Source organism: Alteromonas sp. PRIM-21 (assembly GCF_027563165.1).
Taxonomy (GTDB): Bacteria; Pseudomonadota; Gammaproteobacteria; order Enterobacterales; family Alteromonadaceae; genus Alteromonas; species Alteromonas macleodii_A.
The window spans coordinates 27,110-42,997 of the sequence record NZ_JADOEK010000012.1; the positions used below are offsets into that span (position 1 = coordinate 27,110).

Consider the following 15,888-nt stretch of genomic DNA (forward strand, 5'->3'; position numbering starts at 1 on the left):
TTCTCTGTAGTAGGTAGCAATAATGAAAACCACACCATTTCAACGTTCACTCAAGAAAACTTTATTTACCCTGGATAGTCGTAAATGCATAGCTCTTGCTGCGGCTATCGCATTAATAGCCAGCAATACAGCCTATGCAAGTAACGACGGTCAGTCAAAAGTAACTAACGATGCAAGAAGTAAAGGTGAAGAGAAGCAAGCGATCTCATTTTCAGGCTCTGGTTATTTAGGCTATCGACATGACAGTAATGTAAGTGTCAGTGAGCTCGACACAAATTCTAATGTGGACGACAGCGCCGTACAGTCAAAAGTACTGTTAAAAATTTCAGTGAAGCCCACGAACAAGTGGGAAAATGAGCTCTCGATAAGTCAGGCAGATACCCGTTACCAAACCCTCAGCGAGTTCGACCTTGGGCTTACCACTTTATCTGCAAGCACTAAGTATACGTTAGACTTTGCAAAACTAGGTGCGCATTACTATCACGCCAGCGCTACGCTTGAAGGGCGCGATTTTCTTACCTATCAACAATATGGTTTGTCTGCGGGGAAACTGTTAGGGCAGAGAACTTATTTACGCATTAGTAGCGACCTTATCGATAAGAAGTTTGAGAATAGGCCTGAGGGCGCGCCAATTCGAGATAGTGAAGCTGTTGCCGTACGCAGCGACCTGTTTTACTTTTTTGAAGGTGAAGACTTTTTTCAAATTGCGCTTAAATACCAAAATGAAGATGCGCAGGACAACGCGTTCGATTACGCAGGTAAGGGAATTGACCTTGCCTACACTTATCCATTTGCGGTGTTTAGTAAGCCGCTTAAACTCACGGTTGCTTACCAGCTAGATATGCGTGATTACGCTTCAGTCCAAGATTCAGGTATAGGTAGGGAAGACGACAGACACCTTGTCGAAATGAGCGCAGACTACGCCGTATACGAACATGTAGATATAAGGTTGTCTACTCAATACGGAGATTACGCATCGAGTGTAGATGGAGCGAACTATCAAGAAACTATTGCTGAATTAGGCATTAACGTTCATTTTTAGTGAGCGTTAATGTGAATACGGCTATATTTTTAAGGCAGTACACCAAAGCCGAATACCTTGTCCCGCCCGGGGTTGCCAGCATCTAAAGCTATTTTCTTCATTTTTAACAAGGCGGCGTGTCTTTGTTGCTCTGTGCGGAAAAAACATGCGTACAGCGCAGTGGCACGAGGGGAAGCCATTGAGGTTCCTGTTTGCCTAACCGTTTTTCCACTTGGGTGTGCAGCATCAACCGATACGCCAAATGCAGCGAAATCTACATAGTCACCTTGGTTGGCCCACCTGTATATTTCATGTAATTTATCCACTGCGGTTATGCCAAGTGTTTCTGGGTAGGCTGCGGGGTATAAGGGTAAAGATGCTGGCCCTTCATTACCTACAGCTGCAATAATTTGAATGCCGTTTCTATCTAGCTGTTTTATAACGCGCGCTAAAATAGGATTGTCGGGTCCTGCAAGGCTCATGTTTATGGCATCAACCTGCTGTGATGCTAAATAGTTAAGGCCTTCAATTAATGACATCAGTGTTGCTCCTTGGCTAACACTATTGCGCGAGTAAAATACACTAGCATTAAATACTTGGCTTGATTCAGGCAGTGACGCCGCTAATAGGCTCGCTACTGCTGTGCCGTGATCTGAGGAAAAGGCTACGGTATTTTCTTGAGACATTGGCTGCCCTATAACTTTTCCATCACCTTCCCTGCTCATATTACTATCTTTACTGGGCTCGCTCTTCTGACTTTGACCAACAATAAAAGAGGCTTGTGTTAGGCTAATATGCGACAGCATTGGGTGTGTAGGCACAACATGGGTATCAACCATTCCAATGCGCAAGGGTATCAAACAAGATTCAAATTTTTGCGATGATGCTTCTAACTTATGTGCAGACTCTGGTTTGCTTTTGTTCGTAGCCGCTTCGCTTTGCGATAAGTAAATATGGTTTCGTCCTATTTGAGACTGCAGATTTCTGGGTAAACTGTTGCGAATATACGACACTTCATCCTTGTCCCCTGTTACCTTTACTTTATAAAGCCACTGAGAGAGTGCAGGTAAAAACTTTACCTCTAGTATTTCCATATTCGTGCCATTGAAATATGCTTTATCGGCTTCCTCACCTATAAAAAGCCACTCCTTTTCGACGGCAAGAAAACCATTTTCTAACCTAACTTCTTTGATAATTTTCTGCCCCGACGCAGATAATATAGTCGTGGCCGTAGGAGTAACAAACTGGGGGGCGGGGACCATGCCAACAACGCCTGAAGCCAATGTGGATAGGTCTCTGGCACCACCGACAGACGTTTGCACCTTTCGTCTCGCTTCCTCTCGAATGCTTTTCAATTCCGAGGGCGCTCTATCAATTATGGGGCGCACCGGTGGAACCACTTGATTCAATGTTCCTGTAAGTTGGGCTTGGGAGATAGATGCTGTCAACAAACCTACTATCCCCACAAAGAGTGTGTACTTCATTTTGCTACCTTACTGAATACATGGGAGCAGTTCAGTGCCTTGAGAAGGAATGGCATAAATTGTGCCATGGTCATAAATAGAGTCTAAGTCACTGCTGCCATTTTATGTAGTGACGAATAGAAAGAAGAAAAATTCCACTGAGTGTCGAAGAAGGGCTGATAACCTAAATTCACAAAAGCTCAAAATAAATTGTTATTCAACGGAATAAAAATACTCGTGGCTCGTTAATAAAGTATTGATAACGGAAATCTTCACGAAGGTACATGAAAATGAAAGATGAGTTGACCGAACTCGTCCCGTCATTGCGAAAGTTTGCATATTCATTGACGGGTAACATACATGATGCTGATGATTTACTTCAGAACACGCTAGAACGGCTACTAAGTAAACCCATTCCTGAGCAAGTTACACTAATGGCATGGGCATTTAGAGTGTGTCGAAACTGCTGGATAGATGAATACAGGGCGAAGAAAGTAAGAACTAACGCTAGCGATACCCTTTCATATGAAGTGCAATCAGCAAATGATCATGTAGATATGGATGAAACGGTAACCCACTCTATGACATTGAAGCAGGTTTCAAGCGCCATGGATGAATTGCCTTGTGAGCAAAGAGAAACCCTCTCTCTGGTGGCAGTACAGGGAATGAGTTATGCCGATGCATCTGAAGTTTTACAAGTGCCGGCAGGGACCATCATGAGCCGTCTTGCCAGAGCCAGAACGAAAATATCAAACTTACTAAACGGGCAAAATGAGGTGCTATCGTGATCTTATCTGACGAAAAACTCTCTGCTTTCTTAGATGGAGAGTTAGATGCTGGGGAAATGGATACGGTTCGCGAGGCGATAGCACATGACGTAATGGTTTCTGACCGTCTTGCCGCACTTGCAGAAGTAGACAGAGTAGTGAAAGTGGCTGCAGAAAAGGCGACTGCAGTTGCGCTCCCTAAAGAAATCGTCGCGCTTTTGAGTGATGACAGTCGCTTAAGTGAGAAAAGCGTAATACAGGGTCGTAGTGAAAGTTTGAGTGGGGAGAGCTCAGCAAACCCGTTCTCAGCAAACCAAAACACAGCGGAAAATGTGAGGCCGTTTCCTCAAAAAGTGAATACCGCTGATGGCGCACGCGGTGAACAAACAAAGTGGAAAGGAGTTTCTTCAACTGCCGCCATAGCTGCAAGTGTGGCGGTTTTAGCTGGTTTGGTATTCTTTAATCAACAAGGTGCTGATACTTCACAACTTTCACACTGGGCTAATGTATCGTCTGTGCTCGACAGTAATTTAAGTGGAGAGACTACCTCATTTGAATCTGGCGTAACGGTGACGCCTAAACTGTCTTTTTTAAACACTGACTTCAACTTTTGCCGACAGGCGGAAGTGACGTCTCAAGATGAACTAAATGTAATGATTGCTTGTAAAGACAAGCAAGGCGGCTGGCAACTTGCGGCCAGCAAATTGGATGAGTTAGGCGCTAATACAGGTCAATATCAGACTGCTACGGGTGCCAAACTGTTAGAAGATAAGTTAGATGTGATGATGGCGTCTGCGCCATTAAACCGAGAGCAAGAGAAAAACGCAATTGAAGCAACTTGGCTAGCTAAGAAAGCCGAAGGAGTAGATGATGAAAACTAAAATTATGTTAGTACTTGCGGTATTGATTATAACAGGCTGTGCAAGTCAACCTGATTATAGACAAGCAGATAAAGGCGGTTTTGGTTACAACGAAAGTAAGTTAAGTGATACCCAATATCGCGTACACTTTAAAGCGAAAGGAACCGATAAGGGTAAAGCCATGGACTATGCCATGTTGCGCGCAGCTGAGCTAACCCTACTGGAAGGTTATGACTGGTTTGTGGTTACCGACCGCGAAACCTTAGTAGACAAAGAAACGGTTCAAACCACGCCAACAGCGGGCTTTAGCCAGCGTTACGCCCGCGTCACTGACTGCGGTGTATTAACTTGCCGCACGTCTTATCACCCCACTAGCCAATTCGAAACCGGGGTTTTCGTGGGAGGCTCTCAAAAAAGTGAAATCGAGAGTATTTTGAGTATAGAGCTAGGTAAGGGCACTCGTCCCACTTCGGCAACCAGTTTTGATGCTAGAGAAGTACGTGAAAACCTACAGCCGAAGGTAGAAGAGTAAGTTATTTTAATTACTGATTTAAAAGCAAACAAAAGGGCCACAACATTAAGTTGTGGCCCTTTCATAATTTACTCTAACAAACGCTAATCTCTATTAAAAATATCGCATTTGTTTAAGTACCCTAGGGTAAATATGACTTATTAATTGAAGTATGCGTCTACTTCTTTTTCGGCCTCGTCACGGCTTTTCCCGTATTCCTGCTGAATCTTACCTACTAGTTCTTCACGGCGACCGTCAATTACGTCTAGGTCATCATCGGTAAGCTTACCCCATTTCTGTTGTACCTTACCCTTCATTTCTTTCCAATTACCTTCAATACGATCATTGTTCATAACGTGCTCTCCTTATCCAAACAATTGGTTGAGAAAACTGACGAAAAAACTTGCCAGTTATATAAGTATCAGCAAAGGGCATTCCACAATATAGGTTGCTGATAATCATCAATATTATCTGAATATGAAAACGCTGAAGCAGAGTTTTTTATGCAGGATTTACAAACAATTGCAAACACTACAGAACAATGAGTAAGGCTTTAGACTAAGGATTTAGCATAGGCTTCACTATCCTGCTTCTTTTCTATTTTGTGCTGATCTTCGCTACGACCTTTTTTCCAATAGCTACTTATATACAAACTGTCGTGAGCCACAGTTTTTTCATCCCTAAGCCATGTGCGGATAGCTCGCATATCTGAAAATTCACACGCAACCCAAACTGAAGGATTGCCTTCTAACCAATCTAGCTGTGTAAGGCTATGAGGCAAAGACTGTTCATAAACCCATTTCACCTTAACCCCTTCAGGCTTCTCAAGCTCAACTGCGTCTTCTTCATCTTGAATTTTAATTACTGCATAACCTTTAGCATGAGAGGGAAGAGTCGCAAGGTGATTTCTAATACTGGGTAGAGCAGTCATATCACCTGCTAGCAGTACCCAGTCATAATGTTCGTTTAAGCCTTTGCTAGAGCCTGGACCTGCTAATGTAATAACGTCACCAGGTTTAGTACTTGTAGCCCACGCTGAAGCAGGCCCTGTTTTACCATTATCTGCGTGAATAACCATATCTAAAACCATTTCGGGTTTATCCGCATCAAAGTGAGCAACCGTATAAGTGCGCATTGCCACTTGGTCCATATCTGTAGGTTTGTTGAGCGGGTTTCCGTTTTTATCGAACATAAGCTTTACATAAGCACCCGCCGCTACGGCGGGGAAAGTGCGGAGATCTTCACCACCTAAAAAGACGCGCTGCATAGTAGGGGTTATACGAACAGATTGTGTCACAACAGCTTGGCGGGGTTGGGGTTTAGCCATTAGTTTCTCCTTAAAAATTTAAGGCGATCTTATTTGATAATAGTTCTCATTACTATTTCTTTAGTTGAAATGATAACGTTTGTTAAATTCTATTTTTTAGATTAAAGGCAAGATATTTAAAATACTGGCTTCAATTGATAGATAAGCACAGCGAAGTGGGGGTTGTTTGAAAGTACTTATGTGGAAAATAGCAGGCAAAAGAAAAGGGGCTAAAAAGCCCCTTAAAAAACCACAACATAACTTGGAAAACACATTTACACACCACAAAGACGCACACTCAACGACTTCATGTATTAAGTAAGATAGCCCAATCCTGAAAAGGTTCCGCATTTTTAAAAATAAATGGTAAAAAAATAAATACCTTTGAAAAACAACTATGAAACTACAGGTGCGCGCCTCTGATGCTAGTCTTTAAATCTTATTCATGGCGGCTAGCTCTTTGCATCGCTACATAGACTACACAAGTGGTAACGGCAATTAGCACTGACGCTACAGCGAAAGGTAAGGCAATATTAACTTGGTATACCACTGCTGCAAGTGGCGGCCCTATAACATAGCCCATGGCGGTAGTGGCTGTAATTAACCCGGTAATAGTCGCTTGTTGAGAAGGCGCGCAATAGGTTGTTGCTGCTGCAGCTAATGATGGGTAGGCCATACCCATACCTAGCCCCATCAAAGCCATGGCAAAATAAAGCACAAACAATGAGTGTTGAAGGAACAGTAATAGGTAGGCCAATCCCAATAGAGGAAGAGCGAGCGTGATCATTGTCTCTTTACTTATACGCCCTTTCTGTACCCAACCAAACTGTGCGGTGAGAGAGGCTGCGGCGCTGACCATCATTGCAAAACCCACCTGTCGAGCCGCTTCAACGGGCGTGTAATGATAAAAATCGATAAAAAAGAAGCCCAGCGATTGCTGCATCATTGCCATAGCGCAAAACACGCAAATACATGCAGCCACAAACACATACGGCACTTTGGTGCGGGCTTGATTGTCTTCGCTTATATGCACAGCCGTCTGTTGCTTAGATAAAGGGGGTAAAACTGGCAGCTTAAAATACACCAGTGCCAGTGCTAACAAGGTTAATAGAACAATACTGTACAGTGGAGCTAACAAGCCGAAACCCACCAATAACCCTGCATAAGCTGGACCGACAATTTGCCCGACATTGCTTGCAGAGGTCACTTTACTAATAGCACTTACCCTAGCCTGCGGTGAACTTATAGCGACAGCGTAACCTACAGCAGAGGGTGGCGTTGCTGACATAATGGTAGATTGCAAACTGCGACTTATCAGTAGCGCTAGGAATAAGTTGGTACCACTGATAATGCCAGAAAACCCTGCCATCCACGCGCTAGCAAAGGCAAAGGTACCTAAGCTATAGCCAGTAAGTCCCACCATAAGTATTCGTCTGAACCCTGCGCGCTTTGCTACTTTGCTCCAGACACTAGTTCCGAAAGCGAAAATAAGCGCGGAGCTCGACATGATTGTCGCTATATGAAACTCTGAAAGGCTGGCTTGGCGACCCATAGAAGGAAGCGTAGTTAGCATGACGCTTTGACCAACAGATGTCGCGAGCAATGCACAGAAGAGAACTTTAAAAACAACAGTAGATGCGGATGGCGATAACACGCAGGTAGCTCTTTATTTAAGCGGCGGAAGTCTTGTTTATATTATCACAGTAGAGAATAAAAAAATGCCCGCCAAAGGCGGGCCAAAATCAGAGGTATGTAAAGGCCGGGATGGGCCTTTGAGGGGAGAGGAATGTCGTCGGGTGACAACTCACTAATAATATCGACGACATTACCAGTGTCCTCACTATGGTCTCGCTGAAGCAACACACATGTACTTCAACGAATCCAAATAGGGTCAACAATCCTTTGCTGCACGAGACATCACTGTCAGTGCTTGCGATGTAGGTACTCAGTGCTTGTTCGCAATCCTTATGAAACAAGAGCCTTGCATCCTGCGAGTTTATCTAGGTTATCTTTTACCTAACCTCATCATCGACCAGCAATTTAACGAATGCTCTACAGGTATCCTTTAATCTCAAACACTGACTTATCCTTTTATCCCTAGTGACCATTCCATATACTTCCTATGTCGTCACCTTCAGTCTTTGATATTTACGTAATCTGGCCTCTCCGTCGCTAAAGCCATCCTGGCTACAAATTACGTTCTGCGTTTATCCGTTAGTCTAATATATGCGTGAACTGTGCCAAATATTAAAAGTTGTTTAGGGTTTATTTATACTGCTGAATTGTAAGAGCTTTTTTGTTTTTTAAAGTTTTTGGTTTGTTATGTGAGCAGTCGAAAGAAATAGGACTATGTAGATTTTTCTCAGTAGCGTGTAGCGTTTTACAAACACGTCTAATGACGCTTAATTAACATTTTGCAAAGATAAACGTTTCTCGCATATTGCCTAGCTGTGATATGTTATAACGTGTTCATCAAATAATATCTTTAGGTTGTATTAGTGAAACTTTCTGTCACGCTTTCTGGCGTTAAATTCGGTTTAATTGCAGCGTTATTGGTTTTAACAAGTACGTTTAATCTAGCTTCGGCCGCCGTTTATGAAGAAATTGACTGGGTCGCCCTTATGCCCGAGGATGATTTGAGTGCGCTTTTAAACAGACCAGAATTTTTAAATGATATTGCTGACGGGTCAGCTGCCGACTCAATTGATGACTTTGCCTCAAAGCAGTTAGAAGATGAACAAGCACAACGATATCAACAAGCGTTAGTATCAACTCGGGTAATAGATGAATTTGATGGTAAAGCCATCCGCATCCCCGGATTTATTGTACCTTTAGAGCAAAATGAAGAACAAAAGGCCACTGCCTTTTTCGTCGTACCGTATTTTGGTGCTTGCTTACATATGCCGCCACCGCCGCCCAATCAAATCTTGTACGTCGAATACAAAGAAGGTGTCGCAGTAGAAAACTTGTACGACCCTTATTGGTTCGAAGGTACGGTCAAAATCGACAACCATGAAAGTGCACTGGGTACATCAGCCTATTCATTAGTGCTAGACAGCTTTACGCTGTACGAGGAGTAACTAACATGAAAAAGACGGTCGTTGCAGCCACTCTTTTATCAAGCTCAATAGTATTTCATAGCAGTGCATGCGAACTGCACGCGGGTATGGGTAATATGCAGTTTGGTTTTCAGCATCCTATGATGCAGCAGCACCTAGCGGCAGCGAAGGAGCCACTCATCTCCCTTAATATCGATAGGAAGCATGAAGTGGCAAAGCTTGAAGCGTCTGCTGTACCTCTGCGATTTACTATTCCTTCGAACTATAAAGAAGTGAGTGTAGATGTAATGGCAAGCGACGGCGTAACGCTACTTTCGCCGCCGCGATTCGCCCTGGTCTCGGCTAAAGGCGAACAAGCTATTAGCTTTCAGGCAAAAGAAGAAGGCACCCACGAACTTCTACTAAAAGTGTATGCGCTTAAAAAGAATGTGCCAGTCACTTATACGCGCAAAGTGAAAATTTTCGCGAGTTAGGCGCTGAATGCACAAATGAAGCGCCCCTTTTTTGCTTTACTGGCTTTCTTTATTGCATTCGCCGCATTAGGTGCGTTCGTTGGTTTAGGGCTTAATGGCAAACTTAATGGCCTTATCGGATTTTTCAGCAGTGACGTTGTTATTTATCAAGACGGCACGCGACTGCAAGAAACTCAACAGTATCAAGTTTTAACTTGGGATGCCTTGTTACCTGAAGCTGAAAAAGCGTTACTGGGTAAAGCCCAGTCTAATCAGAAATCTCAACAAAATTTACCCCTTCATGAACAAGTATTTCAGTCTATTCAGCGTACGTTCGACGATGAGTATCAACAAGCGCTGATCTCAGTGAATACGGTTGATACATTTAACGGAGAGTATGTTGAGCTTAGCGGGTTCATTGTACCTGTTGAAGCTAATGCAGAGCGTGAAATAACGGCATTTTTCATTGTTCCATATTTTGGCGCGTGTATTCACTATCCGCCGCCTCCGCCCAATCAAATTGTATTTGTTTCGCTAAATAATACCCATGAACAAGGCGGTATTAGCGGAATAGACATTCAGCAGGCTTATACATTCTCGGGTGAGTTTTCTACGGGGCTTTATGAAGACCCTCAAGGAACATCGGCTTACCTACTGGACGTAATAGAGATAAAGCCCTATTCAGGATTGGGAAATGGCGTTAACGATGGAAATGCGGGATCTAAGAATGGCGCTTTCCATATAGAAAGCGACATTCGTTAATTTTATTTTTTCAATGTATTACCAAGAACCATACATTGGGTTTGGCAGAATAAAAATCTCTGTACCAACTCGAGGCATTAGCGTCTCAACATTAGCAGACTCTTGGGTTACGCCGCCCACATCTTCAATATTGTCGCCAATTTGCATGATAATAGTGTGAGGCGCCGCCCACGTAGATGTGGCGTATTTAGACGCATTTGAACATGCGATTTTACCTTGGGTAAGCTGCATTCTTCGCAAGTCTTTGTCATTAACCATACCTTCTAGTGCGACTGCTTCTTTATCTTCAGCAGTGCGGCCAACTACGCAGGTATTGCTGGTGGTCAGCGGTAAACCTTGTGCCAAAAGGTTATTCCACGTGTGCTTATCAAGCGTTTTATCGCGATTCGTAATAAGCGCCACTTTTCCATTTCGCTCAACAACTTCGTTGATAAATTCAGCGACGCCGGGAACCAGTGTGGCCTCTTCACGCTTTACCCAGTCAGCCCAGCTTTTTGATGAATAACCTAAGCCGACACTCTCGCGCTCTTTTTGGTAGGCACTATTATCTAGCACGGTTTCATCAACATCCATGACTACAACGTCGCCTTTAGCAAAACGCGTTGGCAGTGCGGCAATAGCTTGGTTGTAAACAAAGCTTGAGAGGACAGGGTACTCTTTGCTACTGGTTTGATATATCACGGCGTTAGAAAGCGTATGCGCTTTTTCACCGGCCAGCGAGGTGGATGGTGTTGACGAGCATGCCGCGATAACTGATATCGCAGCGCTAATGCACGTTAGTTTGCTGATATCAGCGAATTTGTTTACAGATAACAATGTTATTTTCCTTTTATCGTTTTTTCTGCTTGCGAATTTCAACGTACACAACCATGTATGATTTTATCGGTGAACTGGACCTGATATTTCAGCGATAGCGTCGTGTGCATGCAGACTTTCTTGATGTTCTACTTTTACACGAAAATAGGTTGCTTGGTAATACGTACTGAACGCGGCATGTAGACGTCTTACCGAATCTTCAACGAACATTAGGTTTTCGGCATTGCGTTTCGCAAACGCTTGCTCATCTTCTCGCTTAACCGCGGTTTGAAGCGGCGTGCCCAGCGCGTTCTCTACTAAATCAATAATACCAATAAAATCAGGAATATCTTTGTTAGCTAAGTCCAAAGTTATGTCGGCAAACGAGCGCTGCGCATGAGCCGTGGCAATGCTGGCTTCTTTAGAAGCAAGCCAAGCGCCCATTTCTTCTATAGTTGGTTGCTGCTCTTCAGGTTGCATTCCGGCAAATTGCTTGCTCTCAAATTGTTTGCTCTCAAATTGTTTCACAAAGGCTTCTGCCAATGCCTTACGTGAAAGTGATGCAGAGCACGGGCACGTACTGGAATAAGGCACTCTTAGCTTGAGTTGCGCTTTGTAATGCTCTGATGAACGCATTACACACAGTGAAGTAGGGTAGGACTGATACCCTGACGTTTTACTAATAAGCGCTGGACGTGACACGGTTAGATCAAAATGCAAATTTAACTGCGCACTTTTACTCAGCCCATCTTGCGACTCGATAAGCGCGTTCATTAACGTGGTTAGTGCCGACTTGTGAAGGTCCTTATTGCTTAAGTACTGCTGAAGCAGGTTGTACAAACGAGACATGTGAATGCCTTTGGCGTTGGGATGATCTAAACTTACTGTTATATCCACCTTTGCCTGACTACTTAAGCGTTCTCCGCGTTTACCTAACACATGCAGGGGTATTGCAATGCCCTGCATCCCAACACTATCAATAGCAGGAACTTGAGCAGTAGATTGCTCAGTAGTGACATCGGGTAGTACCGTGTCGCGATAAGTGAAACTAGACAAAATTACCTCTGAATAAAACCTTAAAAACTGTTACATCGCTATACTTGTAGGTGTCGCTCAAAGAACACGCGTATATGAGGAAGTGATGAAACTAATAGGTGTGTGATTGTGCTCTCTCCCGCTCGTCGCAGGTAGAGCCCTGAGTAGCTTCTCTGAGGCGGTAATTGGCAATATGCGCACTGACAATAACAAATGAAGCGATTACAGTAATAATAACTTCACCATATTCGCCAAGCACCTCGTGCCCTAAACCTACCCATTCGACCAGCAGTGGGCTGCTTAATAATGTAAGACCAGTAGCGCCAGCTAACACCACCCATTTATTTTTATGATGTAAATAGCCTACTGAAAGCGCAAAGGCGCCAACAGGCAGTACAAAAAACAGCAATATTTGGTGGAATGTTTCATCATTAAGAATAGATACGCTTGCCAATGCCGGTATGGAAATCAATAGAATAGGCGTTAATAAACAATGGATGACGCAAAGCGATGAAAGGATCATAGCGATTCTGTCTGAAATGAGCTGCACTTTTGGCATTGCGCTGCTTCCTTGAGTTATTGAATTCATAGTACATTCCGAATATTGCTATGGCGCATACTTCATTAATGAAACTTGCGCCTCAGAGTATAAAAATAATTAGTTGTTAATGGATAACGTTGGCTGACGTGGGGTTATTTCCATAGCGCCTTGGCCTTTGTTTGTTACCCAAATAGTGTCGACATGCTGCAAGCTTGGCCAATGGGAAAAACCTGTCATTTCAATATGCTTTAAAGGTTTTTGGCAGCTAAGCAGGTACGCTACGCGAAAATCAGAATGGGTGTTGTGATGGGCGTCGCTTTCGTGTTCACTGTCATGCTCATCATGCTCATCATGCTCATCATGCTCATCATGCTCATCATGCTCATCATGCTCATCATGCTCATCATGCTTGTCATGTTCATCATGTCCCTCGGCTATTTCCCAAGGGCTTTCAAGGGTGGTATCGAGCAATTCACACGTGTTGTTTAAGGTAAAAATGTCGTTGAAGCGCAGAAACAATTCCTGCATGTTCTGATAGCGTTTCTTTTCGTCAGCTGTGTACGGTGTGTACTCAAACCCCAATACATCGGCAACAGGTAACTGCAGCACAAACTGCCATTCACTTCCCGCTTGTAGGATTTGTAGCTTACCTTCGCCATGGGTATGAGTTACAGCATGAGCAGTTCCGGTACTGATTCCCACTAAACTCATTCCGGCAAAAGCACCCACTTTAAGAAAAGCTGAAGAGGCGCGTCGCGCTTTTTTAGATTTTTTCCACGTAATAGAAATGGTTTTCATTTTTACCTCTTGCGTGAACGTTACAATATAACATACCATAAAAATAAAGTTGATACATTATCACATTACACAAATTCAGAGGTTAGAATAATGAAACTGTCCCGATTGGCGCTAGGCATATCGCTTTTAGCGCCTGCGTCACTTTTTGCGTCTCCGTTAGTGCTGGCACAAACGCTTTCTGGCACGGTAACCAATGCAGCAGGCAAGCCTCTCGCCAACGCCACTGTTGAAATTGAGGCACTAAAGCGGGTTACCAGCACCAACGAGCAGGGTGAGTTCATTTTCTCTGACGTAAAGGACGGTGAGTATACGCTGCATATCTTTGCATCTGGTTTTGCCCATTTACATGAAGAGGCAACAGTGCAATCGAACTCTACAGGTAGCACTAACTTTGTCTTAGCGCGAAGTGCTATTGAAGTGATTGATGTGCACGCCACGCCTATGCATTTGTCTGTCATGGAGTCGGCTACGCCGGTGAGCGTGTTATCAGGTGATACCTTACGACGTCAGCAAGCCGCCACGCTGGGCGATACGCTAGAGAAACTGCCAGGCGTACAATCTAACTTTCATGGCAACGTGGCAAGCACGCCAATAATTCGAGGCCTTAGCGGACCACGGGTACTGATCACGCAAAACGGGTTGGATGTGAGCGACGTTTCTCGCGTTGGTCCAGACCATGCAGTGGCAAGTGAAGCCTCAACCGCTAACCAAATTGAAGTGCTGCGAGGGCCTGCAACCCTTTTCTTTGGAAGTGGTGCAATAGGCGGTGTGGTTAACGTAGTTGACCAACGCGTGCCAACCTCCACTGAAACACGGGGTGAATTTGTACTAGAAACCCAAACCGTTAACGACCAGAAACTTGGAACGTTTAACGTGACCACTGGCGTTGACAACATAGCCTTCTATGCTGACGGTTTTTATCGCGACTCAAATGACTATGAAACCCCAATGGCGCCTGATGTTGACGACCCGGATGGCGAGCATGTAGTTGAGAATAGCAACGAAGAATCCCACGGGTTTACGTTAGGTACCAGCTACTTATTTGACCAAGGTTATGTTGGTGTAGCGGTAGAAAGGTTCGAGCGAGAGTACGGCGTACCTGGTCATAGCCATGGTGATTACTCATCAGTGTTCGCTGATCTTGAGCAGACTAAGTATCAACTTTTAGGTGAGTACAGCTTTACTAATGACTTTTTGCAAAGTGTTCACTTTAGAGCGGGCTATACCGATTACGAACACGCTGAAGTAGAGAGTGGTTTTGTCGGTACTACGTTTAGCAATGAAACCGAAGAACTTCGCGTTGAGCTATTGCATAAACCTATGGCCGGCTGGCGTGGCGGTGTAAGTCTTCACTACAAAGGCGCGGACGTTTCGGCGCAAGGTGAAGAAGCCTTTACACCTCCTTCAGAAATGGAGATGTTCGCTATAGCTTTGATGGAAGAACGTCATTTTGGTGACTTCTTGGTTCAGTTAGGGGCCCGAGCAGAAAGAGTAACGCTGGACGCTTCGAGTGTTTTGCTGCCCAAGTTAGATGCTCACGACCATGATGAAGAGCACGAAGAAGATGAGCATGATCACGATCACGACGAACACGAAGGCAGTGAGTTTGTTCGCCAATTCGCCGTAGACCAAGAGTTTACGCCTATGTCACTGTCGGCAGGTGTGGTTTACACCATCAATGATAGCTATAACGTTGGTATTTCACTTTCTCGTTCAGAGCGTGCGCCTTCAGCGTCTGAGCTCCTTTCTTTCGGCCCGCATATTGGCACCCGTACCTATGAAATAGGCGCCTTGTTTGATTTGTCAGAGGAAGGGGAGTTTGTGCTTTCTCAAACGCCTATCGATCTTGAGACGGCCAACAATATCGACCTAACGTTCAGAAAAACACAGGGCGATGTTGGCTTTGTATTTAATGCTTTTTATAACCAAGTAGATAACTATTATTTCCAGGAAGAAACTGGCTTATTCGCTGAAAGTGGTCATGACCATGATCATGGAGAAGAAGAGCACAGTGATGAAGAGCACAGCGAAGACGAACACAGCGATGAATTACCTGTCTACCTATTTGGTTCAGCTGACGCCATTCTTCATGGTTTTGAATTACAGGTTGCTTGGCAAACCACTGATAACCTAAAGCTTGATTTCTTCGCCGATTACGTTAAAGCCCGACTTAAAGATGGTGGCGCACTGCCGCGTACCTCGCCTATGCGCGTGGGGACACATGTTGCCTACACACTCGACAACATTCGAGCCGACTTAGACATTACGCATTTTGCCAAACAAGACGACATCTCAACCTTCGAGACTGAAACAGACGGTTACACCCTTGTTGATGCGTCAATCACCTATGACATTCCAATGGGTGACGTCGACTTATCTGTATACCTGAGCGGTGAAAACCTCACAGACGAAGAAGCGCGCGTTCACACTTCATTTTTGAAAGATATTGCACCGCGTCCAGGCAGAAACTTTGCCTTCGGTGTACGTGGTTATTTTTAAAATCAGCTTAAAAAAATTA

The 15,888-nt window shown here is 44.2% G+C and carries 16 protein-coding genes; 8 read left to right on the forward strand and 8 right to left on the reverse strand.

Annotated elements, in window-relative coordinates:
• The first annotated feature begins 22 nt into the window (after positions 1 to 22).
• Positions 23 to 1,042: a hypothetical protein gene (locus tag IW644_RS15905; protein WP_269918420.1), complete on the forward strand. Its 1,020-nt coding sequence runs from the start codon at positions 23 to 25 to the stop codon at positions 1,040 to 1,042.
• 29 nt (positions 1,043 to 1,071) lie between these two features.
• Here IW644_RS15905 and IW644_RS15910 read toward each other — a convergent pair whose 3' ends face one another.
• Complete coding sequence (locus IW644_RS15910; protein ID WP_269918421.1) at positions 1,072 to 2,505, reverse strand: S8 family serine peptidase; 1,434 nt, start codon at positions 2,503 to 2,505, stop codon at positions 1,072 to 1,074.
• A 269-nt stretch (positions 2,506 to 2,774) separates the two neighbouring features.
• On the opposite strand from IW644_RS15910, the gene IW644_RS15915 reads away from it, so the two are divergent.
• The 3 genes from IW644_RS15915 to IW644_RS15925 are packed head-to-tail and all read left to right on the forward strand — an operon-like array spanning position 2,775 to position 4,643.
• Positions 2,775 to 3,272 (forward strand): RNA polymerase sigma factor, encoded by a 498-nt coding sequence (locus tag IW644_RS15915; RefSeq protein ID WP_269918422.1) that lies wholly within the window; start codon positions 2,775 to 2,777, stop codon positions 3,270 to 3,272.
• Entirely contained in the window at positions 3,269 to 4,132 is an 864-nt protein-coding gene (locus tag IW644_RS15920; protein ID WP_269918423.1) for an anti-sigma factor, read from the forward strand. Before IW644_RS15915 ends, IW644_RS15920 begins: the two co-directional genes overlap by 4 nt.
• Positions 4,122 to 4,643, forward strand: a complete 522-nt coding sequence (locus tag IW644_RS15925) for a CC0125/CC1285 family lipoprotein (RefSeq protein WP_179985285.1) — start codon at positions 4,122 to 4,124, stop codon at positions 4,641 to 4,643. Before IW644_RS15920 ends, IW644_RS15925 begins: the two co-directional genes overlap by 11 nt.
• 140 nt (positions 4,644 to 4,783) lie before the next feature.
• Here IW644_RS15925 and IW644_RS15930 read toward each other — a convergent pair whose 3' ends face one another.
• From IW644_RS15930 to IW644_RS15940, 3 genes are all read right to left on the reverse strand, one after another.
• Positions 4,784 to 4,975 carry a CsbD family protein gene (locus tag IW644_RS15930; RefSeq protein WP_012519989.1) on the reverse strand — a complete coding sequence of 64 codons (192 nt, stop codon included), beginning with the start codon at positions 4,973 to 4,975 and terminating at the stop codon, positions 4,784 to 4,786.
• Between the two features lie 200 nt (positions 4,976 to 5,175).
• On the reverse strand, positions 5,176 to 5,949 hold the full coding sequence (locus IW644_RS15935; protein ID WP_269918424.1) for a siderophore-interacting protein: 774 nt from the start codon (positions 5,947 to 5,949) through the stop codon (positions 5,176 to 5,178).
• Positions 5,950 to 6,367: 418 nt separating this feature from the next.
• Entirely contained in the window at positions 6,368 to 7,531 is a 1,164-nt protein-coding gene (locus IW644_RS15940) for an MFS transporter (protein ID WP_333473921.1), read from the reverse strand.
• 895 nt (positions 7,532 to 8,426) lie between these two features.
• On the opposite strand from IW644_RS15940, the gene IW644_RS15945 reads away from it, so the two are divergent.
• Genes IW644_RS15945 through IW644_RS15955 form a run of 3 tightly spaced genes read left to right on the forward strand, consistent with a single transcriptional unit; the run spans position 8,427 to position 10,201 of the window.
• Positions 8,427 to 9,008 (forward strand): DUF3299 domain-containing protein, encoded by a 582-nt coding sequence (locus IW644_RS15945; protein WP_269918426.1) that lies wholly within the window; start codon positions 8,427 to 8,429, stop codon positions 9,006 to 9,008.
• Between the two features lie 5 nt (positions 9,009 to 9,013).
• Positions 9,014 to 9,460, forward strand: a complete 447-nt coding sequence (locus IW644_RS15950; RefSeq protein WP_269918427.1) for a hypothetical protein — start codon at positions 9,014 to 9,016, stop codon at positions 9,458 to 9,460.
• Between the two features lie 15 nt (positions 9,461 to 9,475).
• Positions 9,476 to 10,201: a DUF3299 domain-containing protein gene (locus IW644_RS15955; RefSeq protein WP_269918428.1), complete on the forward strand. Its 726-nt coding sequence runs from the start codon at positions 9,476 to 9,478 to the stop codon at positions 10,199 to 10,201.
• A gap of 18 nt (positions 10,202 to 10,219) precedes the next feature.
• Here IW644_RS15955 and IW644_RS15960 read toward each other — a convergent pair whose 3' ends face one another.
• From IW644_RS15960 to IW644_RS15975, 4 genes are all read right to left on the reverse strand, one after another.
• Positions 10,220 to 11,017 (reverse strand): 5'-nucleotidase, lipoprotein e(P4) family, encoded by a 798-nt coding sequence (locus IW644_RS15960; RefSeq protein WP_269918429.1) that lies wholly within the window; start codon positions 11,015 to 11,017, stop codon positions 10,220 to 10,222.
• Positions 11,018 to 11,080: 63 nt separating this feature from the next.
• The gene (gene folE2 / locus IW644_RS15965; RefSeq protein WP_269918430.1) at positions 11,081 to 12,052 is read right to left on the reverse strand and encodes a GTP cyclohydrolase FolE2; all 972 of its coding nucleotides are present in this window, start codon (positions 12,050 to 12,052) and stop codon (positions 11,081 to 11,083) included.
• Positions 12,053 to 12,143: 91 nt separating this feature from the next.
• Positions 12,144 to 12,620, reverse strand: a complete 477-nt coding sequence (locus IW644_RS15970) for a MerC domain-containing protein (protein ID WP_269918431.1) — start codon at positions 12,618 to 12,620, stop codon at positions 12,144 to 12,146.
• A gap of 69 nt (positions 12,621 to 12,689) precedes the next feature.
• Positions 12,690 to 13,370, reverse strand: a complete 681-nt coding sequence (locus tag IW644_RS15975) for a ZrgA family zinc uptake protein (protein WP_269918432.1) — start codon at positions 13,368 to 13,370, stop codon at positions 12,690 to 12,692.
• A gap of 90 nt (positions 13,371 to 13,460) precedes the next feature.
• Here IW644_RS15975 and IW644_RS15980 point away from each other — a divergent pair, with 90 nt between their 5' ends.
• On the forward strand, positions 13,461 to 15,869 hold the full coding sequence (locus tag IW644_RS15980) for a TonB-dependent receptor (protein ID WP_442864454.1): 2,409 nt from the start codon (positions 13,461 to 13,463) through the stop codon (positions 15,867 to 15,869).
• The last annotated feature ends 19 nt before the right edge of the window (positions 15,870 to 15,888 follow it).

Excerpts from the sequence above, each read along its gene's own strand:
- IW644_RS15905 (WP_269918420.1), top strand. The coding sequence starts at position 23 with ATGAAAACCACACCATTTCAACGTTCACTCAAGAAAACTTTATTTACC.
- IW644_RS15910 (WP_269918421.1), bottom strand. The coding sequence starts at position 2,505 with ATGAAGTACACACTCTTTGTGGGGATAGTAGGTTTGTTGACAGCATCT.
- IW644_RS15915 (WP_269918422.1), top strand. The coding sequence starts at position 2,775 with ATGAAAGATGAGTTGACCGAACTCGTCCCGTCATTGCGAAAGTTTGCA.
- IW644_RS15925 (WP_179985285.1), top strand. The coding sequence starts at position 4,122 with ATGAAAACTAAAATTATGTTAGTACTTGCGGTATTGATTATAACAGGC.
- IW644_RS15930 (WP_012519989.1), bottom strand. The coding sequence starts at position 4,975 with ATGAACAATGATCGTATTGAAGGTAATTGGAAAGAAATGAAGGGTAAG.
- IW644_RS15935 (WP_269918424.1), bottom strand. The coding sequence starts at position 5,949 with ATGGCTAAACCCCAACCCCGCCAAGCTGTTGTGACACAATCTGTTCGT.
- IW644_RS15950 (WP_269918427.1), top strand. The coding sequence starts at position 9,014 with ATGAAAAAGACGGTCGTTGCAGCCACTCTTTTATCAAGCTCAATAGTA.
- IW644_RS15955 (WP_269918428.1), top strand. The coding sequence starts at position 9,476 with ATGAAGCGCCCCTTTTTTGCTTTACTGGCTTTCTTTATTGCATTCGCC.
- IW644_RS15970 (WP_269918431.1), bottom strand. The coding sequence starts at position 12,620 with ATGAATTCAATAACTCAAGGAAGCAGCGCAATGCCAAAAGTGCAGCTC.
- IW644_RS15975 (WP_269918432.1), bottom strand. The coding sequence starts at position 13,370 with ATGAAAACCATTTCTATTACGTGGAAAAAATCTAAAAAAGCGCGACGC.
- IW644_RS15980 (WP_442864454.1), top strand. The coding sequence starts at position 13,461 with ATGAAACTGTCCCGATTGGCGCTAGGCATATCGCTTTTAGCGCCTGCG.